Origin of the sequence: Aeromicrobium sp. Sec7.5, assembly GCF_036867135.1 — a bacterium.
GTDB lineage: Bacteria > Actinomycetota > Actinomycetes > Propionibacteriales > Nocardioidaceae > Aeromicrobium.
This window is the reverse complement of record NZ_JBAJIJ010000001.1, coordinates 1,095,276-1,117,078: the sequence shown is the minus strand read 5'-3', so window position 1 is coordinate 1,117,078 and position 21,803 is coordinate 1,095,276. Positions and strand designations below refer to the sequence as shown.

At 66.6% G+C, this 21,803-nt stretch carries 18 protein-coding genes; 13 read left to right on the top strand and 5 right to left on the bottom strand.

All coding sequences use genetic code 11. The features are described from left to right. The first annotated feature begins 78 nt into the window (after positions 1–78). The 4 genes from V6S66_RS05650 to V6S66_RS05635 are packed head-to-tail and all read left to right on the top strand — an operon-like array spanning position 79 to position 4,089. Entirely contained in the window at positions 79–1,341 is a 1,263-nt protein-coding gene (locus tag V6S66_RS05650) for an ABC transporter substrate-binding protein (protein WP_334205772.1), read from the top strand. Continuing rightward, positions 1,338–2,198 (top strand): hypothetical protein, encoded by an 861-nt coding sequence (locus V6S66_RS05645; RefSeq protein ID WP_334205771.1) that lies wholly within the window; start codon positions 1,338–1,340, stop codon positions 2,196–2,198. The genes V6S66_RS05650 and V6S66_RS05645 overlap by 4 nt, the downstream gene beginning before the upstream one ends. Beyond that, positions 2,195–2,989 carry an ABC transporter permease gene (locus V6S66_RS05640; protein ID WP_334205770.1) on the top strand — a complete coding sequence of 265 codons (795 nt, stop codon included), beginning with the start codon at positions 2,195–2,197 and terminating at the stop codon, positions 2,987–2,989. The genes V6S66_RS05645 and V6S66_RS05640 overlap by 4 nt, the downstream gene beginning before the upstream one ends. After that, the gene (locus V6S66_RS05635; RefSeq protein WP_334205769.1) at positions 2,986–4,089 is read left to right on the top strand and encodes an ABC transporter ATP-binding protein; all 1,104 of its coding nucleotides are present in this window, start codon (positions 2,986–2,988) and stop codon (positions 4,087–4,089) included. Before V6S66_RS05640 ends, V6S66_RS05635 begins: the two co-directional genes overlap by 4 nt. A 53-nt stretch (positions 4,090–4,142) precedes the next feature. On the opposite strand, the gene V6S66_RS05630 is transcribed toward V6S66_RS05635, so the two are convergent. Continuing rightward, the gene (locus V6S66_RS05630) at positions 4,143–4,469 is read right to left on the bottom strand and encodes a DUF427 domain-containing protein (protein ID WP_334205768.1); all 327 of its coding nucleotides are present in this window, start codon (positions 4,467–4,469) and stop codon (positions 4,143–4,145) included. Positions 4,470–4,747: 278 nt separating this feature from the next. Between V6S66_RS05630 and V6S66_RS05625 the strand changes: the two genes are divergently transcribed. Both V6S66_RS05625 and V6S66_RS05620 read left to right on the top strand, forming a co-directional pair. After that, positions 4,748–6,202, top strand: coding sequence for a cryptochrome/photolyase family protein (locus V6S66_RS05625; protein WP_334205767.1), 1,455 nt, complete (start codon positions 4,748–4,750; stop codon positions 6,200–6,202). A 35-nt stretch (positions 6,203–6,237) separates the two neighbouring features. Further along, the gene (locus tag V6S66_RS05620; RefSeq protein ID WP_334205766.1) at positions 6,238–7,242 is read left to right on the top strand and encodes a 5'-3' exonuclease; all 1,005 of its coding nucleotides are present in this window, start codon (positions 6,238–6,240) and stop codon (positions 7,240–7,242) included. A gap of 16 nt (positions 7,243–7,258) precedes the next feature. On the opposite strand, the gene V6S66_RS05615 is transcribed toward V6S66_RS05620, so the two are convergent. From V6S66_RS05615 to V6S66_RS05605, 3 genes are all read right to left on the bottom strand, one after another. Further along, complete coding sequence (locus tag V6S66_RS05615) at positions 7,259–8,086, bottom strand: hypothetical protein (protein ID WP_334205765.1); 828 nt, start codon at positions 8,084–8,086, stop codon at positions 7,259–7,261. Between the two features lie 195 nt (positions 8,087–8,281). Further along, a complete protein-coding gene (locus V6S66_RS05610) occupies positions 8,282–8,764 on the bottom strand; it encodes a hypothetical protein (RefSeq protein WP_334205764.1) in 483 nt (160 codons plus the stop codon). Positions 8,765–9,653: 889 nt separating this feature from the next. Continuing rightward, the gene (locus V6S66_RS05605) at positions 9,654–10,493 is read right to left on the bottom strand and encodes an HNH endonuclease (RefSeq protein WP_334205763.1); all 840 of its coding nucleotides are present in this window, start codon (positions 10,491–10,493) and stop codon (positions 9,654–9,656) included. Positions 10,494–10,788: 295 nt separating this feature from the next. Between V6S66_RS05605 and V6S66_RS05600 the strand changes: the two genes are divergently transcribed. From V6S66_RS05600 to V6S66_RS05575, 6 genes are all read left to right on the top strand, one after another. Beyond that, positions 10,789–11,424, top strand: coding sequence for a hypothetical protein (locus tag V6S66_RS05600; protein ID WP_334205762.1), 636 nt, complete (start codon positions 10,789–10,791; stop codon positions 11,422–11,424). A 168-nt stretch (positions 11,425–11,592) separates the two neighbouring features. Next, positions 11,593–13,959: an EcoAI/FtnUII family type I restriction enzme subunit R gene (gene hsdR / locus V6S66_RS05595; protein ID WP_334205761.1), complete on the top strand. Its 2,367-nt coding sequence runs from the start codon at positions 11,593–11,595 to the stop codon at positions 13,957–13,959. Positions 13,960–14,032: 73 nt separating this feature from the next. Further along, positions 14,033–14,626 (top strand): type IV toxin-antitoxin system AbiEi family antitoxin domain-containing protein, encoded by a 594-nt coding sequence (locus V6S66_RS05590; protein ID WP_334205760.1) that lies wholly within the window; start codon positions 14,033–14,035, stop codon positions 14,624–14,626. Continuing rightward, positions 14,623–15,477 carry a nucleotidyl transferase AbiEii/AbiGii toxin family protein gene (locus V6S66_RS05585; protein WP_334205759.1) on the top strand — a complete coding sequence of 285 codons (855 nt, stop codon included), beginning with the start codon at positions 14,623–14,625 and terminating at the stop codon, positions 15,475–15,477. Before V6S66_RS05590 ends, V6S66_RS05585 begins: the two co-directional genes overlap by 4 nt. Further along, positions 15,474–16,973 carry a class I SAM-dependent DNA methyltransferase gene (locus V6S66_RS05580; protein ID WP_334205758.1) on the top strand — a complete coding sequence of 500 codons (1,500 nt, stop codon included), beginning with the start codon at positions 15,474–15,476 and terminating at the stop codon, positions 16,971–16,973. Before V6S66_RS05585 ends, V6S66_RS05580 begins: the two co-directional genes overlap by 4 nt. A 50-nt stretch (positions 16,974–17,023) precedes the next feature. After that, complete coding sequence (locus V6S66_RS05575; RefSeq protein WP_334205757.1) at positions 17,024–18,100, top strand: hypothetical protein; 1,077 nt, start codon at positions 17,024–17,026, stop codon at positions 18,098–18,100. Here the strand turns inward: V6S66_RS05575 and V6S66_RS05570 are convergent. Beyond that, the gene (locus V6S66_RS05570) at positions 18,093–18,749 is read right to left on the bottom strand and encodes a JAB domain-containing protein (protein WP_334205756.1); all 657 of its coding nucleotides are present in this window, start codon (positions 18,747–18,749) and stop codon (positions 18,093–18,095) included. The genes V6S66_RS05575 and V6S66_RS05570 overlap by 8 nt on opposite strands. 391 nt (positions 18,750–19,140) lie before the next feature. On the opposite strand from V6S66_RS05570, the gene mobF reads away from it, so the two are divergent. After that, complete coding sequence (gene mobF, locus V6S66_RS05565) at positions 19,141–21,801, top strand: MobF family relaxase (protein ID WP_334205755.1); 2,661 nt, start codon at positions 19,141–19,143, stop codon at positions 21,799–21,801. The last annotated feature ends 2 nt before the right edge of the window (positions 21,802–21,803 follow it).

Genomic DNA, 21,803 nt, shown 5'->3' with positions numbered 1-21,803 from the left:
AAGTCGCCCAGCCGTCCAAGGTGTTCCCATGGCAGTGGCCCACCGCCATCGCCACCAACCCCAGGAGCGCACCGCACCATGACCTCCCGTGCCCGGTCCATCCGTGCCACGTCCCGCCCGGCCCTGCCGGCGCTGGCCGTGACCCTCGCCCTGGTGGCGTCGGCCTGCTCAGGCCCGTCGCCGGACGAGTCGCCGCGTGCCGCCGACCGCCCGTGGGACGAGGTCGTGGCCGAGGCGCAGGGGCAGACCGTCGACCTGTGGATGTTCGGCGGCGACGAGGCGGGCAACGCCTACGTCGACGACGTCCTGACGCCGGCGGCCGCCGAGCTGGGCGTGACGCTGCGCCGGGTGCCCGTGGCCGACACCAAGGACGCGATGAACCGCGTCCTGTCCGAGAACGCCGCCGGCAGCACCGACGGTGCAGTCGACCTGGTGTGGGTCAACGGCGACAACTTCGCGACCGGCCAGGAGGCCGGGGCGTGGTGGTGCGACTGGGCCGACGACCTGCCGAACCTGCAGTACGTCGCCGATGACGACCCGCTGGTGGCCGAGGACTTCGGGGTGCCCGTCGACGGCTGCGAGGCGCCCTGGCACAAGGCCCAGTTCACGTTCGCCTACGACGCCGCCCGCGTCACCGATCCGCCGACCACGGTGGCCGGACTACTGGACTGGGCCGAGCAGAACCCCGGCCGGTTCACGTACCCCGCTCCGCCGGACTTCACCGGCTCGGTCTTCGTGCGCCAGGCGCTCTACGCGCTCAGCGGCGGCGCCGACGAGGTCCCGACGAGCTACTCCGACGAGGCCTTCGACGACCTGACCCCGGCGCTCCTCGACCGGCTCAGCGAGCTGGCCCCGTCCCTGTGGCGTGGCGGCACGACCTACCCGCGGGACCAGCAGGCCCTCGACCAGCTCTTCGCCGACGGCCAGGTCGACTTCACGATGACCTACGGCCCGGCCACGCTCACCGACCTCGTCGCGGACGGCACGTTCCCGTCCACCACGACGGTGCTGAGCGTCGAGGACGGCACGGTCGGCAACGCGAGCTTCCTCGGCATCCCGGCCAGCTCCCCCGACCAGGCCGGAGCCGCCGTCGTGGCCAACCTGGCCCTCTCCCCCGAGCAGCAGGCGGCCAAGGCCGATCCGGCGGTCTGGGGCCAGTTCACGGTGCTCGACGTGGGGCTGCTCGACGCGGCCGACGCGGCACGCTTCGCGAACCTTCCCGACTCCCCCGTGGTGCCGCCGTACGAGGAGCTCTCGCGGAACGCGCAACCCGAGCTCGCGTCGTCCTGGGTGAACCCGCTCGACGAGGCCTGGCGGCGCGAGGTGCTGGGCTCACCGTGACCGACCGTGAGGCCCGTGCCGCGCTCCCGGGGATCGTCCTGATCACCGGGGTCGCCGGGGTGGGCATGGTGGCGGTCCTGGCGACGTCGCTCGGGCTGGTGCCGCTGTACGGCGACGCCGAGCTCGGCCTGGACGGCTGGCGCAAGGCCGCCCCCGACCTGGCCGCCGGCGCCGCGGAGACGTTGCGGATCGCGGTGCCGGCAAGCCTGCTGGCCGCGGTGATCGGTCTGCTGCTCGCGACGCTGATGCTCGTCGGCGGTCGCGGGGCGGTGCTGGTGCGCACCGGCTGCCTGGCCGTGCTCGCGGTGCCGCACCTGGTGGGGGCGACCTCGGTGGGTCTGCTGCTCGGCGACGGCGGGGTCGCCGCGCGGGCGCTCGCCCCCGTCGTCGGCGACACCGGGTGGCCGGCGCTGGTCGGCGGCTCGTGGCCGGTCGCCACGGTGCTGGAGCTGGCGTGGAAGGAGTCGGCCTTCGTGGCCCTGGTCGTCCTGGCCGCCGTGGCACCCGGGCACGCCCGGCGGATGCAGGTCGCGGCCGGGCTGGGGGCGGGGCGGTGGCACCGCTTCGCCCGCGTGCTGGTGCCCACGGCCACGCCGGCCCTGGCCGTGTCGTCCATGGTCACGCTGGTCTACGCCGTCGGCTCCTACGAGGTGGCGTGGCTCCTGGGCCGCGCCTCGCCCGAGCCGCTCCCCGTGCTCGCCTACCGGCTGTTCGGCTCGATCGAGCTGACCGACCGTCCCGCGGCCGCCGCCGCAGCAGCGACCGCGGCAGCACTCGCGATGCTGCTCGCTGCACCCGCGCTCGCGGCCCTGCCTCGCCTCCGGACGGGCCTGTCGCCGGACCGGGGCCTCTCGTGAGGACCCCGTCGACCTTCAAGACCCTGCCGGTCGTGGGGCGCGCCACCATCGCGGTCGTCGTGGCCGTGTGGCTCCTGCTCCCCCTGCTGCCGGTGCTGGTGTGGGCCACCGCGGACCGGTGGAGCTTCCCGGACGTGCTCCCGAGCGCGTGGGGCGTGCAGGGGTGGCGCGGCGCCGCCGACGCGGGGCTGCTCTCGGCGCTCGCGCGTTCGCTGGGCCTGGGCCTGGCGGTCGCCGCCGTCGCCACGCCGCTCGGCGTCATGCTGGGGCGCGTGCTGGGCTGGCGGCTCGGCCGGCACCCCCGGGTGCTGGTGACGGTCCTCCTGGTGCCGCTCGTCCTTCCGCCGTTCGCGGTGTCGATGGGGCTCGACGTGCTCATGATCCGGCTCGGTCTGCCGGAGCCGGTGTCCGTGGTGTTGCTCCTGGCGACGCTGGCCCTGCCCTACACCGCGTACACGAGCGCGGTTGGCTTCTCCCGCACCTCGCCCGACCTCGCCGCGCAGGCCCGCGCCCTCGGGGCCACGGCACGCCAGGCCAGGGCCCGGGTCGTGCTGCCCGCGATCCGCGGACCGATCGTCGTGGCGGCGCTCCTGGCCTTCCTCGTCGGCTGGAGCGACTACGTCGTCACCCTGCTCGTTGGCGGCGGTCAGCTCATCACGGCGCCGGTGCTGCTCGGCTCGGCCGCGGCCGGCTCGGGCAACGACGCGATCGTGGCGGCGATGGCCGTGGCCACCCTGGTTCCGCCGGTGCTGCTCGTGACACTGGCGTCACGCGCGAGGATGGCCCCATGAGCACGCTGGAGATCCGCCAGGTGCGCCACCGCTACGCCGGTGCCGCGTCCGACACGCTCCACGACGTGTCGCTCTCGGTCGGTGACGGGCAGATGGTCTCGATCATCGGCCCCTCCGGCTCGGGCAAGAGCACCGTGCTGCGCGTCGCCGCCGGCCTCGAGCCCGCCACCGCCGGGCACGTGCTCGTCGACGACGTCGACATGGCCGGCCGCCCCACCGAGCGTCGTGACCTGACGGTGATGTTCCAGGAGCCGCTGCTGTTCGACCATCTCGACGTCGCCGGCAACGTGGCCTTCGCGCCTCGGTTGTCGGGCGCGAGCCGGCGGGAGGCGCGCCTGTGCGCCCAGCGCTACCTGCGCCTGGTCGGACTGGACGGCCTCGAGGACCGACGCGTCGGCTCCCTCTCCGGCGGACAGCAGCAGCGGGTGGCACTCGCGCGCGCCCTGGCCGCCGAGCGCGGTGCACTGCTGCTCGACGAGCCGTTCAGCTCACTGGACCGCGAGCTGCGGACCTCGATGCACGACCTGCTGGGCGAGGTCCGCGCCGCGATCGAGCCCACGATCCTGCTCGTGACCCACGACCTGGACGAGGCCGCCCTGGCCGACTCCAGCGTGGTCCTGATCGACGGCCGCGTGCACCAGCAGGCCCCCATGAGCGAGATCTATCGCCGCCCCGCGACCGTCGCCACGGCCCGACTCGTCGGAGGCTTCGGCGAGGTCCGCGGCGTGATCCGCGACGGCGCGCACCACTCGACGTGGGGGTCGATCCCCGTCGCGGACGACTGCCCGGCCACGGGCGAGGCCGTGCTGCTCCTGCGGCGCGAGGCCGTGGTGGTGGGCGAGGCCGACCCGGGGTCGGCCGGCACGCGGGCACGAGTGACGAGGCGCCGCGCGGCCGGGACCCGCGAGGTGGTCACGGCCACGGCCGAGGACGGGTCCGACGTCGAGCTGGAGCTGGACATGGGTGCCGGGCTCGCCGTGGGGTCGCACGTCCCGCTGCGACTGCGAGAGGGCCGGGCACCCGCGTGGGCCTTGTCGGTGCCCGTCGATGGCGCCCTCCATGACTCGGCGACGAGCGCCGCGGAGATCCAGACCGGTTGAAGACACGACCGCGACGGCCCTTGGTCAGGACTGGTCGGTAGACGCACACTCGCTCACCGATCAGGTTGCAGCTCGGATTCCGCCGGCCCCGACTCAAGGACGAGCACGTCCCCGGGCCAGAAGGCCACGTGGCCCTTGATACGCCTCGCGAGTGGCGACGGATGACGATACGTCCACGCTGCGTTCTTACGAGTACCCATCTCGGTGCTGAGCGTGTAGTAGCTGGCCACGCCTTTCCAGAAACACAGAGTCTTCATCCGAGACGGTGTCAGCACTCCAGGGGCGACCGATTCCACAGGAAAGTACCGGTTCCCTTCGAGCGAAATGGTCACATCGCTCTCAGCGATCACCTGCTCACCCACCATCGCTTTCCACGACATCAGATCAGCACCTCCCTTGGACCAGACGAGAACTCACCAGAGAAACCCACTGCAGCAGGTCCTATCTTCCCGCGGCGCGTCAACCGCGTCCTGGACGTCGACGCCACGTCTGCGCGAGCACACCGCGGCGGACCTGACCTGTCCATCGGACCTGTCCAGCACCGCGGAGCCACTTCTTCGAGGACGACCTCGACGACACTGCTGTGGCAGCGCTGGTCGATGACGTCTGCGCCGACTGACCGAGAGGCGGCCGCCGCGCAGCGGTGGTGGGATGAGGTGTGCGCCGCGTCCACCTCGTGCTCCCCCACCAGCTGTTCGCGCAGAACCTCGAGGTCGGGGCCGACGCCTTCGTGCTGGTCGAGCACGACCTGCTGTTCCGGCAGTACCCCTTCCACGCCCACAAGCTCGTGCTGCACCGCGCGTCGATGGAGCACCACGCGCGCGAGCTCGCGGATGCCGGCACCACGGTCGAGTGGGTGCGCACCGACGGCCGCTCCAGCAGCCGGCTCGGGCTCACGCGGATGCTCGAGGGTGCTGACGTGGTCACCTGGCACGACGTCGTCGACGACTGGCTCGAACGTGACCTGCGCGGGGCTGCGGCAGACGCGGGTGTCGAGGTCGAGGTGCTGCCGACGCCCAACTTCCTGACGTCGGCCGAGGAAGTCGCCGAGCAGTTCAAGGGCAAGCGCACCCGTATGGCGCACTTCTACTCCTGGCAGCGTCGGCGGCTCGAGGTGCTCGTCGACGACGGGGAGCCGGTCGGGGGGCAGTGGTCGTTCGACGCCGAGAACCGCAAGAAGCTGCCGAAGAAGCATCCTGTCCCGGCCACGACGCGTCCCGAGCCCGACGAGGTCACGCAGGAGGCGATCGACTTCGTGCGCGACCGCTTCCCCGACGCGCCCGGCGACCCCGGCCAGTTCGCGTGGGCCGTCACCCGCGAGCAGGCTGGCGAGATGCTGGAGGAGTTCCTCGAGCAGCGTTTCCACGAGTTCGGCCCCTACGAGGACGCGATCTCGACCGAGCACGGCTTCGTCTTCCACGCGACGCTCACGCCGGCGCTCAACGTCGGCCTGCTCGACCCGGCCGACGTGCTGGACCGGGTCATCCGTCACGCCGAGCGCAACGCGGTGCCGATCGCGTCGTACGAGGGGTTCGTGCGCCAGCTCATCGGGTGGCGCGAGTACATGCGCGGCAGCTACGTCTCGCGCGGACGGAAGCTGCGCACCACCAACGCGCTCGACCACTACCGCGAGCTGCCGCCCGGCTGGTGGACCGCCGAGACCGGGCTCGAGCCCGTCGACACCGTGCTGCGCCGCGTGCTCGACACCGGCTACGCCCACCACATCGAGCGGCTCATGGTGCTCGGCAACGCCCTGTGCCTGCTGCGCGTGGACCCGGACGAGATCTACGCGTGGTTCATGGCGATGTTCGTCGACGCCTACGACTGGGTCATGGTGCCGAACGTCTACGCGATGAGCCAGTACGCGTCCGGCTCGGCCATCACGACCAAGCCCTACGTGTCGGCCAGCAGCTATCTCAAGAAGATGTCGGACCTGCCCACGGGCGACTGGACCGACGTGTGGGACGGACTGTTCTGGACCTTCGTGCGCGACCACCGCGGCGTGTTCGAGTCGAACCCGCGCAGCACCATGATGGTGCGCCAGTGGGACGGCTTCGACGACGCCAAGCGACGCAAGCTCGTCGCCGCGGCGAAGCCGTGGTTGAAGGACTGAGGGCCGCCCGCAGGACCGTAGGATGGCGCACGCCCATGCCTGCTCCTGAAGATCGCCCGCGCCGGCTGCTGCTCGTGGTGGACGCGCCGTCGCTGCTGCACCGCAACCACCACGCCCGGGCCCACACCCGCATCGTCGACCGGTCGGGGCGCCCCGCCTGGGCTCTGCACGGGATGCTGCGCCAGATCCTCGAGGCGATCGACGGATTCGCACCCGACGCCGTGATCTTCGGACTCGACGACCGCACCGCATCGGTACGCCGCGACTTCTACCCCGACTACAAGGCGGGGCGGACCGAGAAGGACGCGCAGCTCGTCGAGCAGCTCGACCGGGCGGGCGCGATGCTCGACGCGCTAGGCCTCGCCACGCTCACTCCCCCGGGCCTGGAGGCCGACGACGTCAGCGCCTCGGCCGCCACGTGGGCCCGCGACAACGACTGGGACTGCGTCATCATCACGTCCGACCGTGACGCGTTCGCCCACATCAGCGACCACACCCAGGTGCTGCGGTTGATCAACGGCGGCATCAGTGGATCTCCCATGCTCAACCCCGCGCGGCTCATCGCCCTCTACGGCGTCGCGGCCGACCGCTACCTCGACTTCGCCGCCCTGCGCGGCGACGCCAGCGACAACCTGCCCGGCGTCGACGGCATCGGCGAGAAGACTGCGGCGATCCTCCTCACCCAGGTGGGTCCCATGTCGGCCGTCTGGGCCGACGTCGACGCCCAGGAGGGTCGCGCCGTGATCGCCACGCTGGACTCGTGGGCGATGGAGGTCGGAGCGCGGCGGATGGGCGCCACCATCGTCAAGCGACTGACCGCGCCAGGCGCGCGCGAGCGATACGACTTCAACATCCGGGTCATGCAGGGCCACGACCATCTCGACCTCGGCCTCACCCCCGACGTCCCCGGCACACCCGGCCTGCTCCCCCTCGACACCCACCGCGTGAACACGGTCGTGAGCTTCCTCGGCCAGGAGGCGACGACGGCCCTCGCGGTGCGCGTGCTCAGCACCGACCCGGCCTCTGCCGCCTCACGCTGACGACGAAGCGCGACGGTCACTGCACGGCGAAGAAGGCGGTGGCCGAGTCCAGGTCGAGGCCGACCGCGAGCGTCCCTTGCGCCACCGTGTCGACCGGGACGGCAAGTCCGATGTTGCCCGAGACCGAGGCGCCCGAGTACAGGGTCGACGTGGTGTCGATCTCGTCGGGGACATCGACGAACAGGTCGTACGCGCTGATCGTGTTCCCGGCCGCGGTGACGTAGTCGACGCTCGACCAGGGGGTGTCGCCGTCCGGCGCATCGCCGGTGTAGGTCACCGTGCAGTTCACGAGGATGTAGGTCGTGCCGTCCGGCGCAGGCTCGTTGAACGAGCTCGCCTGCTCCACCTGGCTGTTCGCGTCGAGATTCACGCTGTTGATCGTGAGCGTCCAGTCGTCGTTCTCGATCGTGGCGCCGATCGGGAGGGGGTTGTCGCGGCTGCCGCCCACCGCGTCCGTGTCGTCCGACGAGATCGTCTCGCCGTCGGAGGTGGACACGGAGGTCCTCCCCTCCATCGCCGTGTCGACCGCGTCGACGGCCACCGCGAAGAACACGATGACGCCGACCACGGTCCCCACGACCGAGATGGCGAGTGCCGCGATGCCCAGGCCCTTCTTTCCCTTCGCGAACAGCGACACGATCGCCAGGATGAAGGCGATCGGCAGGAGGACCCAGCCGACGATCAGCACACCGGGGATGCAGGCGAACACCAAGCCGATGATTGACAGGACGAGGGCGATGAGACCCACCGTGTTCTTCTCGGGCGTCGGCGACGCGTGCGAGCTGGGCGGCGCCTGAGGGAACGGCGGAGGCGTGGCGCCGACGGGCGGTGGCGTGGCGGGCATGGAGGTTCCTCCCCGAAGTGGCTAGGTCAGTCGAGGCTAGGGCGACGGCGGATCACCCCCTGCGACCTGCCACAGGCCACTCACGGAAATGGTCCGGTTGAACCATCGCGCATGGTCCGTCGTGTCCACGCGGCCAGCTGGCGACTGCCGTCCTCCCCATCGCTGACCTGCTCGACCCGCCTACCGCTGTCGCAGCTAGGACCGATCGCGGGCCAAGGTGCCCACCGCGTCGCGCTTCCACCGTTTGCCGCTCGCGTCCCGGAACGCGACGGCAGCGACGATGTCGCTGAACGCCCGGTCGGGCTCGCCGCGGTCCTCGCCCTGGCGCGCGCGAAACGCGGCCTGCGTCTCCCCGTTCAGCGTCACGACGTCACGACCACCGCCGGGCACGGTCGCGCGCACCCGGGTTCGTCCGATCAGGTCACTGCGGTAGTAGTACTCGACGTGCCAGTCATAGATGGGCTGGCTGCTCTGGTTCGCGACGATCAGGCACGGCGCCCCGGCGCGCGACGACGACACGAACAGCTCGTCGGGCTCGTGGTACGAGACCCATGCCGAGATCTGCTGCGCCTGGGCGGACCGGTCGCGCCGGATCGTGCGGGCCAGCGCCACGATCGACACGACGAGCGCGATCGATGCGATGACGACCGAGGGCCAGTCGGTGTTGCCGAGGTTCACGGAAGTGATGTTCCCACTGTCGCGCCGACGAGTCACGGTTCGAGAACTCTTCGTGCTTTCCCATGCCGCTGCCGTTCCCAGCGGTCCGCCCGCGGGCACGATCGAGGAGGCCCGTCGCCCGATGCGGAAGGGATCGATCATCGCGCTGACGGCGAACGTGCCTGCCTGACCGGATCAGACCAGGGAGCGCCACGATCGCTTCAAGTCAGACGTTGAAGCGGAACGAGATTTGAGGTTTCTGAATGTCGTTGGAAACCGTTGAAAAGTGCCTCTGACCTGCGGAAACACCCACTTCTACTAGTTGGTCAGTGCGGACTGTTTAGGGCCACTTCCGGGCGTTTTGCGGACCGTTTGCGGACCGCTCGGACAGGCGGAGTGCTATCCGCCAAGGCTCCGATCGGGCTACCATTCAGCATGGCTGCTGTCGGCCTCCGCAAGATTCTGACGTCGCTGCTAAGAGCGCTCGTACCGATCTTGAATCACGTAGACATAGTCCAGGATCGCTTCCGCCAGGTGGATCATGTCCCGCACATCATCAGGATCTGCGCGCCGCTCGACGTCGTGCGCCGCAGAGTTGCCCGCCAACCGCAATGCATCCGCCTAAGCGAAAAACCTCGCATCGATGTGACCGGAACTTCGGAGCCCTTCGATTAGCTGGGCGAGGTTCTTGCCGGCCGCTTACTTGCCTTGCGCCAGACGTTCCGGTCATTGTCTGGAACTCGGCCTCGTCGCGAGGTGGTTGAGAGTAGACGACCATCTAGTTCTGGATCTCCAGTCGCATTTCGCTGTTGGCGACACAAAGTAATACGGGAACCCGTCGACGGCTCACGCTCCGGCGCACGAGACAGCGAAAGTGCTCACACTGACTGTTGATCCCCGAGAACCTCCATCACCAGCTACGCACACCTTTGCCGAGGTTGCAGGCATCGCACAGGGTGTGAAGGTTGTCCCTTACGGTCGCGCCCCCCTTGGCGATAGGCACGATGTGATCCACATGGAGAGACGCGCCACCAGCGGCGGAAGCTCCGCAAGCTCGGCACCTTCGGCCGTCTCTTTGGAGAATCTCGAACCGAAGTGCGGTCGTCATGCGGCTGCGTTCAAGCTTCCGACGGTACGTCTCGGTCGCCTTGAGGACCGACTGCTGCTCGACCTCCCGAAGGACCCGTACGAGTCCGTGAAAGTCCCACTCCATCGTTCGTTGGTATGAGTTCCGGCCCTGCGGGCTGGTGTAGCTGACCGCGCATCGGACGCGAGCCTGGCATCGCGGCTCTCGAAGTCGCTGCTTGCGGAACTTCCTCGCCTCGATGCGGACATACGTGTCCTGCGGAACCCCGTCCGCTGACGAGTGGCCGAGGAAGCGTGAACCCACGCGACCGAACTCGATGTCGTATCGGGTGAAGGTGTCGACATCTTTGAGTTGTTGCCTCACCAAAGCCTGCACTTGCGGGCCCACGACCTCCAGATGAGCGCGAAGCAATCCTTCTAGGTCGTACCGATCAAGCTTCGCCTTCGAAGAGACTCGGTCCTGTAGTGCGACCGAGATCGGAGGGGCGTAGGACAGCATCTGTTGCGATGCCCGGCCAAGAACCGCTGCTTCGGCTAACGCACGACTCGTCAACGCCACCTTTTGATGACGCTGGATGACAATCCAGGCGGCGAGACCGATCAGCGCCAAGCCAGCCGCCAACAAGACGAAGGCGGCTATTCCCGCAGCGATCTCCCAAGCCATGGGCAAACACTAAGCAAAGCGTGGCAGTCACGGAGCACTTTCGTCGAGCCTTCCCACTCCACCGAACGCGCTCTTCGATATCAGTTTCGGCCATCTGAGTCAGGCGCCGCCCGAAAACATCCTCGAGACGTCTCGCCGCTGGAATCGTCGAACCCCAGTCCTGAGACGCCGGTACCCAACCGCGTCAAGGTCTTCACTCGGGCTAGAAGGCGTACAAGGAATCCCCGGCGCGGAGGGGTACCAAGACGCCGGAGATGCCTCCACCACGTCGACGAGTTGATGCCACACTTCGACCATGAATCTGACTTCGCTGATCTTCTCCATCGCAGGAGTAGTCGTAAGCGCGTTCGGAGTCTGCATAGCGCTTCTAATCGCGTGCCGCCAGAACAAGCAGTCGACGACTCAGGCGCAGGTGCTCCAAGAGGTCTCGGATCTCACACTCGAGAATGCTCGCGTTCTTGCCGAGCTACATGAGCAGACGATCGAAGCAGATTCGACGAATGACGAAAGTCCGGACGCGGACCTAGACGCAGACCGTCCTGTGAAGGAAGAAGCACTGGTAGCCGAACTGCGGGCACGTGGAGCGAAACTTGATTGGGCCAAATTGATCTGGCGCAAGAAGACGACTAGGCCCCCAAGGCGCGGGAACCTCGGGTGGTTCGTGTACAGCGAATCGTCCGGCGAACGTTGGTTCGTGCACTCCGGTCGCGCCATCTCCGCTCGGAGGGCTGTCCCAATGGAACGAATCGAAGCTTGGGAAGAGAAGGTCCCCGGCGCGACACCCGAAGACATCCGAATCGATTATCAGACCGGCGCCGGCCGGGGCAGTCACGCTTGGTACATCGAGACGTATGACGGACGCACCTGGAAGCTGTCGAAGGGTGGCGCTGGTGTCTCCGGAGTAACCGTCACCGAAGTCAGCGCAGCGTAGGCCCGAAGGCAGCACTCTTTGCCAACCGAGATCAGAAGCTTTTTGACCGAAGCCATCGAACCGGCGGATAAGGACGTTGGCTCTGGGCTAGCAGGCGTCCCATTCCCTGGGGAAGCCCAGAGACAACATAAAGACTCACTCAACCCCTCGTTCGTCTAGCCTCAGAACATGACGGGGCGGAACGAGCGGGATACGTGCCGTGACTTCGTCGTCCCGCGGCTCGTCGAGTCTGGTTGGGACAACAGTTTCCGAACCGAGTACGTGGTTCGCTCGGATCTTGCCACCAACACGACTCTCGGCGGCGATGGCCGTGTCGACTATCTGCTTGAGGTCGTGCCCGGCCTGCCAATCGGCGTTGTCGAAGCCAAGCGTGAATATTCGAGTCCCGGACAGGGCCTCCAGCAAGCCATCGAGTACGCCGTTGCCCTCGACGTCCCGACTGCAATCGCCTCGGACGGTCACGCCATCATCGAGCGCGACCTCTCGACGGGGGCCGAGCGACACCTTGACGCCTTCCCAACCCCGCCCGAGCTTTGGGATCGCTACGCGCGCCATCACCATTTGGACGGCGAGGCGCGGGCGGCACTAGCTCAGCCACTTTCACAAAGCTTGACGAATGCCGATGGATCCATTCGACAGTTGCGCTACTACCAAGTGGTCGCCATCAACCGCGTCCTACGCACTGTCCTTGCCGGCCACACCCGGGTGCTAGTGCTAATGGCCACAGGTTCGGGGAAAACCCTGACCGCACTTCAACTGTGCTGGAAACTTCTCTCCTATTGGCGAGCTCTCGACTCCGAGCGACCTCGACGAGTCCTCTACGTTGCGGACCGAGACGCGCTTATCAAGCAGCCCCTCGACGGCTACTTCCGGCCGGTGTTCGGTGAGGGCGCGACGCGCGTCCAGGGGCACGCAATAATGGGCCGGGAGTTTTACTTCGCCACCTATCAGTCTCTGAAGAACAGCAACGACGCTGAGTCGACCTTCGAGGGTTACCCGCCGGATTTCTTCGACTTGGTCATCGTTGATGAGTGCCACCGAGGCTCCGTGCCCGGGTCGTCTTGGCGGGCCGTTCTCGACCGCTTCACCTCCGCCGTGCACTTGGGGCTGACCGCAACGCCGAAGCGGGATGAGAACGTCGACACGTATGACTACTTCGGCGAACCGGTGTTCGAGTACTCCCTCCGTCAGGGCATCGAGGACGGTTACCTTGCGCCGTACGCCGTGCGGCGTGTCGTCCTGGCCCCGGACGCCGAGGGCTGGCGGCCGGAGCCCGGCGAGGTTGACACATTCGGCCGGGACATCCCCGATGGCCTCTACACAACCCGTGACTTCGAGCGCCTCGTATCGCTCCTGCGCCGAACGGATGCGGCGGCTCGGCACCTCAGTCAGATCTTCCGCGATCGCCCAGGGCGTGCCGTCATCTTTTGCGTCGACTCCGAACATGCTGAACAGATGCGACAAGCCATGGTCTCGCACAATCCGACGGAGGTCGCCGCCGATCCGTTCTGGGTAGTCCGGATCGTCAGCGCCGAGGGCGAAACTGGTCGACGCCAACTCGACCGTTTCAGCGACCCGGAGTCGGCGTCACCGGTCGTCGCCACGACATCGCGCATGCTATCTACCGGTATCGACGTACAGGATCTGAAATACGTCGTCCTGTTCCGTCCTATCGGCTCGATGGTGGAGTTCAAGCAGATCATCGGCCGAGGTTCACGCTTGTACCCCGAGAACGATAAATACTCCTTCGAAATCGTGGACTACGTCGGCGCGTCGGTCCTTTTCTCCGATCCGGGTTTCGACGGTGAGCCGGTGCGGATCCAAACCGAGCACATCGACGCGTCCGGCGAGATCGCCGAGGGTGAACTTGCTGACGTCGCGCTCGACGCGCCGTCGCTCAGCGAGCCCGAGCCCCCTTTCGACCGAACTCAGTCCGGAGGAGAGATAGAACAGCCTCCGGCTAGGAAGTTCTACGTTGACGGCGCCGAAGTCTCCGTCACCGCCGAGGCCTACTACGTGGCCGACACGAGTACGGGTGCCCTCCGCCTAGTGGAGTACGCCGACTATCTCGCTGGCCAGGTGCGAGTGTTGTGCCCGACCATCGATGACCTTCGCGCGCGTTGGGCTGACCCACAGCTACGTGCTGTTCTGGAAGAGGGTCTCGCCTCGCGCGGCGTGTCCATTGAAGACATGTCGAGGCGCCTCGAGCTTGCGTCCGAGACTGACCCCTTCGACGTCCTCGCGCACGCGGCCTGGAACGTTCCGCAACGAACAAGGGCGGAACGCGCTCGATTGGTGCGCGAAGACCACGCGAGTGACATCGAGGCACTGGTACCGACTGCGCGCCAGATCATCTCCGCGCTCCTCGACCGCTATGAGGAGTACGGCGTGGAGGAGATGACCCACATCTATGCCTTTCAGGTGCCGCCGCTGAGTAACTTTGGATCACCAGTCGAGGCGGCACGGCACTTCGGCGGCGCCGACGGCTGGCGCCAGGCTGTTGGCGACCTCCAGGGCTGGCTGTACTCAGCGTGAGTTTCACTTCGACTAACTCCCCTCGCGTCAAACTATAGTTATCATTGATCTCGGGTACTGATAGACTGACATCGTGGCCGGAACACGACAGGACCTGCGGCTTGCGGTGCAGCGCCTAGCCTTCAGCCAGTTCGGTTACTTCACAGCAGCCCAGGCGCTTAAGCTTGGTTACAGCTATCAGGCGCAGAAGTACCACGCTGACAGTGGCAACTGGACTCGGGTCGACCGCGGCCTTTTCCGACTACCTGACTGGCCTTCCGCTCCCGAGGATCAGTGGGTGCGCTGGACACTATGGAGCCAGGGCCGTGGCGTCGTGTCCTACGACTCGGCCGCTCTGGTCCACGACCTTGGCGAACTCGACCCCCGTCACATACACCTGTCCGTCCCCTTCGGATTCCGGGCCGTGGATCCGGCGGTCGTGACCCACGTATGTGACCTCCCTGCTACCGACGTCCTCGACCAGGGAGCGTGGCATGTCACTACGCCACTGCGCACCTTGCTCGACCTCGCATGTGCAGGAACCACGCAGGAGCAACTAGAGGCTGCCGTGTCTGCCGCGCTCGACCAGGGGCTAACGACCGCACGTCGTCTACGTATCCGCGCCGACGAGGCGGGCGACCGGGCGGCCCTACGTATAGAACGAGCACTCGGGACGACCACCGCATGAACGTCGACCGTGCCCTGCGCGACAGCATCAACCACCGTCTGGCCAACGTGGCTGCCGAACGACAGGTCGCTCCCGACCGCGTCCGTCGCCACTTCGTCTTTCAACGGATCCTAGTTCGATTGTCCTCCACCGACGGCTGGGTACTGAAGGGAGGCTTCGCCCTCGAGGTGCGGCTCGGCCTTCGGGCGCGAGCAACAAAAGATCTGGATCTCGCAGTACTCGAAGACCTCGACGGTTCCGAAGTGCAGGACCGGATGCTCGACGCGCTTGACGTCGACGCCGATGACGAACTGACTTTCAAGGTTTCAGCGCCGAAACCGCTCACACCGGACGAGGTCGGCAACCCCGGCTGGAAGTTCACCGTCACCTCGTTCCTCGGCGGCAAGATCTTTGCGGAGTTGCGCCTCGACGTAGTCGCGCGGAGCGCGGAGATCTCGGGGGCCGTGAGCGGGGTCGAGGTGCATCCCCCAATACTTGGCGAGCGTCTAAGCAGCACCACAATGCCGGCGGTAGACATCGCCCAGCACACCGCGGAAAAGTTTCACGCGATGGCGCGCACGTACGCCGGCGGTCGACCAAGCAGCCGCGTCAAGGATCTGGTCGACGTTGTACTTCTCGTGGAAGCCGGCCTCCTGCCGCACCCTGACCTCCCCGGTCGCCTTCGTTTGGTCTGGCGGGTGCGGGACGGCACGCTGCCCCCAAAACTGCTCCCGGAATTCCCCGCGTCCTGGGCCAACGACTTCGTAGCAATGGCCGCCGAGCTCGACCTGGACATTGCCTACCCGGCCGCACGAACCACCGCCGAACGGCTCTACGCCGAGGCCACTACCACTGAGGAGAATCAGCAGTGACCCGTGCCAACTTGGCCGTTGACCAGACCCCGCAGGCACGTCTTGCGTCGGTCATTAAGACCAGCCGGGACATCATGCGAAAGGATGCCGGCTTGAACGGCGACCTGGACAGGCTCCCGCAGCTGTCCTGGCTGCTCTTCCTCAAAGCTTTCGATGACCTAGAGCAGAACCGGATGATCGTTGATCCCGGCTACCAGCCGGCGCTTCCGGAGGATCTCCGCTGGAGCGTGTGGGCAGCGGATCCAACGAAGCGCAAGCAGGGCGATGCACTGATTGCGTGGGTAAACGGCACCCTGCTTCCGGGCCTGGGCGGACTTGGAAGTTCCGGCGAGGTGGGTGACGCTCGGGCCACGCTCGCAACGGTATTTAAGGAAACCAACAACCGGATGCTGTCCGGTTACCTGCTCGGTGATCTGATCGATCAGATCGACAAGGTGCACTTCACGTCGGCCGACGACATCCACACTATGGCCCACCTGTACGAGTCCATGCTGCGGGACATGCGGGACGCAGCCGGCGACTCGGGCGAGTTCTACACACCGCGACCCGTGATCCGTCTGATGGTCGAGCAGGTCGATCCGCGCCTAGGCGAGACAGTCCTCGATCCGGCCGTCGGCACAGGAGGTTTTCTCGTCGAGGCCTACGAGCACCTCCGCGCTCAGGCGCAGTCCGCTAAAGAGATCGCAGAGGCCAAAAGTTCGATCACCGGCTTCGAAAAGAAGCCCCTGCCCTACCTGCTTTGCCAGATGAATCTGCTCCTGCACGAGGTGGAGCAGCCCAACGTCACCCGCACGAACTCACTGACCTTTCCGCTGTCAGACCAGAGAAAGGCCGGCGTCGACGTCGTTTTGACCAACCCGCCGTTTGGAGGTGAGGAGGAGAGCAGCAGCCTGGAGAACTTTCCTGCCGACTCAAGGACGGCAGAGACGGCCTGGCTGTTTCTCCAGGTTGTCATGGCGCGCCTGGAGAAGAAGAAGGGCCGCTGCGGGATCGTCGTCCCCAACGGGGTCCTCTTCGCCAACGAGGGCGCACCGGCACGGATCAAGAAGAAGCTGCTCACCGACTTCAATCTGCACACGGTCGTGCGCCTGCCGAATGGCGTCTTCGCGCCGTACACACTCATTCCCTCGAACATCCTCTTCTTCGAGCACGGCGGGCCCACGAAGGACATCTGGTTCTACGAGCAACCGCTCCCGGAGGGGCGGAAGAACTACACCAAGACGAAGCCGCTGCGCTACGAGGACTTCACCGATGTCCAGGCTTGGTGGGGTGGCCCTGATCGAGTCAGTCGGGTCGAGAACGAGCACGCCTGGAAGGTCGACTCGAAGACGCTCGCTACGGATGGCTACAACCTTGATGTCCGCAATCCGCATCGTGCCGACGACCTGGCCCATCGCTCACCTGAGGAACTGGTCCAGGAGCTCATCGCCGTGGAGGAGCAGGTATTGGACTTGCTGCGGGAACTCCGAGTTGAACTCGGAAGTTTCAAACTGTGACGGTGCGGCAAGTCCGCGTAGGCGACGTGGCAAGTCGTGTTAGTCGAGCTGTGAACGTCCGTCCGGACGTGACGTATCGAAATGTGGGCCTGCGCAATCGCGCCCGTGGCCTTTTCACCAAGCCAGAACTGAGCGGCGCCCAGACCAAGTACGCATCCCTTTTTGCTCTTGCTAGCGGCGACCTTGTGTACAGCAAACTGTTCGGCTGGGAGGGGGCGATCGCGGTCGTCCCGCCATGGGCAGATGGGGCGTTTGTCTCGGCGGAGTTCCCGACGTACTCGCTTTCAGCCGAGATCGACCGCAACTACCTTCGTCACGTAATCGGATGGGAGGGATTCGCCAAGCAAATGGCGGACGCAACAACCGGCATGGGGCAGCGTCGACAGCGAATAAATCCTGATCAGTTCGAACGTCTCCTAATGCCGTTGCCAGACCCTTCTGACCAACACCACATTGCCACCATCCTTGATCAGGTCAGCGCAGCGAGTCATCACGCGGAGCAAGTCATCGGATTCGAGCGCAGTTGGCGCCGCTTGGTGGAACTCCTCACGTTCGGAGACACCTACCCGACCACCCAACTCAGGAAAATTCTCCGACCAAAGGCTGGGGAACCGATCGAGCGCGATGCCACCTACGACATCGCAGGTGTGTATAGCTTCGGACGAGGGCTGCTTCCACGAGGCCGGTTGAGAGGTACTGACACCAAGTACAAAACTTTTACATCCCTAGCTGAGAACGACCTCATTTACAGCAAATTCGGTGCCTTTGAGGGTGCCGTAGCCGTGGTGGCGAAGGACTTCGAAGGAACTTCTGTATCTCCCGAGTTTCCGGTCTTCGAGTTAAGAGATGACGCCGATCCGCGGTTTCTGCGGTACTGCGTAATCGCCGAATCGTTTGTCGCTCAGCTCCGCAGCGCCACGTCTGGCGTCGGCGCACGGCAAAAGCGTGTCTCCCCGAGTGCCTTTCTCGAGCTTTCTGTGCCGATGCCGTCGCGGGATCGACAGCACGAGATTGCAAACCGATTGGATCTAGCGAGCCGGGCGCTGGAACTGAAGCAGAATGCCGAACGCATCAGTCAGTCGTTGCTGCCTGCTGCAAGGAATCAGATGTTCGCGAGGCTCACCTGACAGCGCGCCAGGAACTGCCTGCGACGACCAGGTGGTCCAAGAACCGGAGCCCGACGGCATCAGCAGCCCGCCGTACTGCCTCACTAGCCTCGCAGTCCTGGACGCTCGGGGTCGGATCGCCGGACGGATGGTTGTGGGCAAGGGCGAACGCTCGGCCGTCGTAACGCAGCACCGCTTGGAGCACCTCTCGGACCGGCAACGGGCTCCAATCCAATCCGCCGGTCGCAACGGGCACAATGCGGAGCACGCGGTTGGCCGCGTCGGTCGCGACGACCACGACCTTTTCCCGTCGCTCGCGGGCGAGCACCGGTGAGACCACCTCAGCGATTGCGGCTGCGGAGTCCACGACGCGGTTGGCCGGAGCAGTCGTAGCTCGGGCCGCCAGCTCGAAGGCAGCGATCAGGCGCGCCGCTCCTGTCGTGTCGATTCCCGCTATTCGTGTCAGATCCTCAGGAAACGCTGCAGCCAGGCCGCGGAGCCCGCCGCACTCGAGAGTCAGCTTGTGTCCCAAAGCAACGTCGCCGCGTCCCGGCGCTTTGATACTGGCGACGAGGGCGACAAGCTCGGCGTCGCTCAGCGCACCAGCCCCAAGACGCAGGAGTCGCTCGCGAGGTTGGTCGCCGATGAGCACTTGCGACGTGTAGGACATTTCGCAACGCTAGGTCGCCGCCCCTACAACTGTCCTTGCGCCGGAAGTACTTGTGGACAACTCCACTTCGGAACATCCTCTGTGGATGCGGCCGAGCGAACTTGCGCGGTCGCCTCTGTCGCGGTCCTTTTGCATTCATAGGCTCCCGCCCGTACGGCAGCGACTTTGCGGCTCGCAGCGGCAACTAACCGCGCGCCCGGCCACGCTCTTGACCCCCAACACCTTCGCTTCTCGATTGCACTTTTCCCGATAACACCTGACCTCCTGACCACCCAGCCCGCACTTCAGGGCCTTGCCCTATCAAGCGGCACGCATGCTACGGATCTCCGTAGGCCGGTCCACCGCCGTTGGTGGGCCGTCTCGTCGCCGCCGATACGTCGGGGGTGGGCAAGTGCACGGTGGGGTGAAGTTCTACCGCGGAGCGCCGAAGGCCGCCCGCGCCTACGTCGAGGCCGATCATTCACGCGCTGACGACTACTACCTCGCTGAGGGAACTGGCGTCGCCGTCCTGCTCGTGGCGACCAACCCCGACTCGGAGCGACCTGACCTCGCGCCTGGCGTGGCCGACGGGGAAACCTTGGACGGCGACGCCTACGAGGCGTGGGTCGCTGGTCTGGACGGCGAGGGAAAACCGAAGGGACGGCTCCGGACCGATGGTCACGGCTTACGCTTCGTGGAAGTCGTCGTCAACGGACCGAAGACGTGGTCGGTCGCGGCGTCGATCCACCCCGAGATCAGCGGCGCCTACGACCGCGCTCAGGACCGAGCCGCGAAAGAGATCGTCCGTTGGCTCGCCGCCAACGCCACCACCAGGATCGGCCCTCGGGGACGTCAGGTTCAGGTGCCGGTCGACCAGATCGATGCCGCAGTCATCCGCCACTTCACGTCCCGCGCCGGCGACCCGCACCGCCACCTTCATGTGCAGATCAACGCGCGCGTCCTTGCTCAAGGCCGATGGCGAGGCCTCCACTCCGCCGGCGTCGTCGACTCCATCGAAGCGCTCAACGGCATCGGCCATGCAGCGGTCGCATGCGATCCCGAGTTTCGCCGCGAGCTCGCCAGACACGGGTACACGCTGGACCCCGCCTCCGGCGAGATCGTCGAGCTCGCGCCCTACGCATCAGCCTTCAGTCAGCGTGCGAAGCAGATCGCTCGCAACGTTGCCCGGTACGAAGCCGAATGGCGACGAGACCACCGCCACCAGGAGCCGGACGCCCGCCTTCGCCGCACGTGGGACCGCCGAGCGTGGGCCGAGGCCCGACCCGACAAAGTCGTGCCTAGCAACGGAGAACAACTCGCGCAGCGCTGGACCCAGGAGCTGTTCGAGATGGGCTTCCGTCCCCCGACACTCGGCTACGAGTCACACCCCGCCACGCCAATCGGGTCACTGAACCGCGACGCCGTCGTTGACCTGGTGCAGAAGCGGCTCGGCTCGCGACGGTCCAATTGGAACAGCGCCGACATCCGAGGAGAGATCGAGCGGATACTCGCCGCTTCCGATGTCGTCGTCGATCCTCAGGTGCGCCGCGAACTTGCCGAGGACCTCACCGCCCGCACCGTCACCGCTTGCGTACCCCTGCTCGACCGCGACGACATCCCCGGCCACATCCGCTCCCTCAGTTCGCACGCCGTGCTGGCGACGGAGTCCGACCTTGTGGACCGACTTCTCGCGAGGTCGGCCAAGCCGGCAGAGCCGTTGGCCGACTCGGCCACCGACTCCACGAAGCCACTCGATGCCGAACAGCGAGCGGTCGTCGCGACACTCGCTGGCACCGGACGACTGATCACGGTCGAGGGAGCCGCAGGCGCCGGCAAGACCACGACCTTGGCCGCCGCCGAGCAGGTGATCCGAGGCCAAGGCAATCAGTTCCTGGTCGTGACGCCCACGCTGAAGGCAGCTCAAGTCGCGAGAGTCGAGACTGATGTCGCCGCCATGTCGGCAGCCTGGGTCATCCACCAGCACGGCTTCCGATGGGACGACGACGGCAACTGGCTCCGCGTCCGACCTGACCTTCGGCAACCCGAGCGCTATGCCCGCCTCCGACCCGGTGCTCTGCTCCTGATCGACGAAGCCGGAATGCTCGACCAGGACACGGCGCGAGCGCTGATGATCATCGCCGACGAGTCAGACGCGCGCGTCGCGTTCATGGGCGACCGACATCAGTTGCCCGCCGTCGGCCGCGGCGGCGTCCTCGACCATGCCGCTCGCTGGACCCGAGCCGAGTCGACGGTCTCCCTCGAGACGGTGCGCCGATTCTCAGACCCGGCCTACAGCGACCTCACCCTCCGCATGCGCACTGGCGAGGAGCCCGGCACCGTCTTCGACACCCTGATGGCTCGCGGCAACATCGTTGTCCACCCGAGCGACGTCGAACGCACTGCGGCTCTGGCCGAATCTGGCAGCATCGGAGAGACCGTCATCGCCGCGAAGCTCGACGACGTCTCCACCCTCAACGCCACCATCCAGGACCGTCGCCGACAGGACCAGCCCGGGGGTGGTCCACCGCCATTGGCCATCGGTTCGAGCGGACCGATCTACCTCGGCGACCGGGTCGCCACTCGCCGTAACGACCGCGACCTCGACGTGGCGAACCGCGACACCTGGACCGTCATCGGCGGCAACAGCCTGGGTCAGCTCGAGGTCCAGAACGAGCGCGGCACCCGAACACTCCCCACGCCGTACGTCCGCGACCACGTCGAGCTCGCCTACGCCACGACAGTTCACGGTGCGCAGGGAGACACCGTCGACCGCGCCCACTTCGTACTCGACGAGAGCAGTGGGGCTGCCGCCACCTACGTCGCGATGACGCGAGGCCGGCACAGCAACACCGCGCACCTCGTCGCTGACTCCGTCAACGAGGCTCGCGACCAGTGGACTGCCGCCTTCGCCCGAGATCGCGCCGACCTCGGGCCCGCCGCCGCACGAGACCAAGCGCTGGCCGACATCGAGCGCTACGGACCCCTGCCGGCAGCCAACTCAATGCGGCCCGAGGATCACAAGAGGTTCTACCCATCCCCCGGGCCGGGCCGTGGCCCGAGCATCGGGCGGTAACC

Coding starts and splice junctions, on each gene's coding strand:
- V6S66_RS05650 (WP_334205772.1), top strand. CDS start 79: ATGACCTCCCGTGCCCGGTCCATCCGTGCCACGTCCCGCCCGGCCCTG.
- V6S66_RS05635 (WP_334205769.1), top strand. CDS start 2,986: ATGAGCACGCTGGAGATCCGCCAGGTGCGCCACCGCTACGCCGGTGCC.
- V6S66_RS05630 (WP_334205768.1), bottom strand. CDS start 4,469: ATGTCGTGGAAAGCGATGGTGGGTGAGCAGGTGATCGCTGAGAGCGAT.
- V6S66_RS05620 (WP_334205766.1), top strand. CDS start 6,238: ATGCCTGCTCCTGAAGATCGCCCGCGCCGGCTGCTGCTCGTGGTGGAC.
- V6S66_RS05615 (WP_334205765.1), bottom strand. CDS start 8,086: ATGCCCGCCACGCCACCGCCCGTCGGCGCCACGCCTCCGCCGTTCCCT.
- V6S66_RS05605 (WP_334205763.1), bottom strand. CDS start 10,493: ATGGCTTGGGAGATCGCTGCGGGAATAGCCGCCTTCGTCTTGTTGGCG.
- V6S66_RS05600 (WP_334205762.1), top strand. CDS start 10,789: ATGAATCTGACTTCGCTGATCTTCTCCATCGCAGGAGTAGTCGTAAGC.
- hsdR (WP_334205761.1), top strand. CDS start 11,593: ATGACGGGGCGGAACGAGCGGGATACGTGCCGTGACTTCGTCGTCCCG.
- V6S66_RS05585 (WP_334205759.1), top strand. CDS start 14,623: ATGAACGTCGACCGTGCCCTGCGCGACAGCATCAACCACCGTCTGGCC.
- V6S66_RS05570 (WP_334205756.1), bottom strand. CDS start 18,749: ATGTCCTACACGTCGCAAGTGCTCATCGGCGACCAACCTCGCGAGCGA.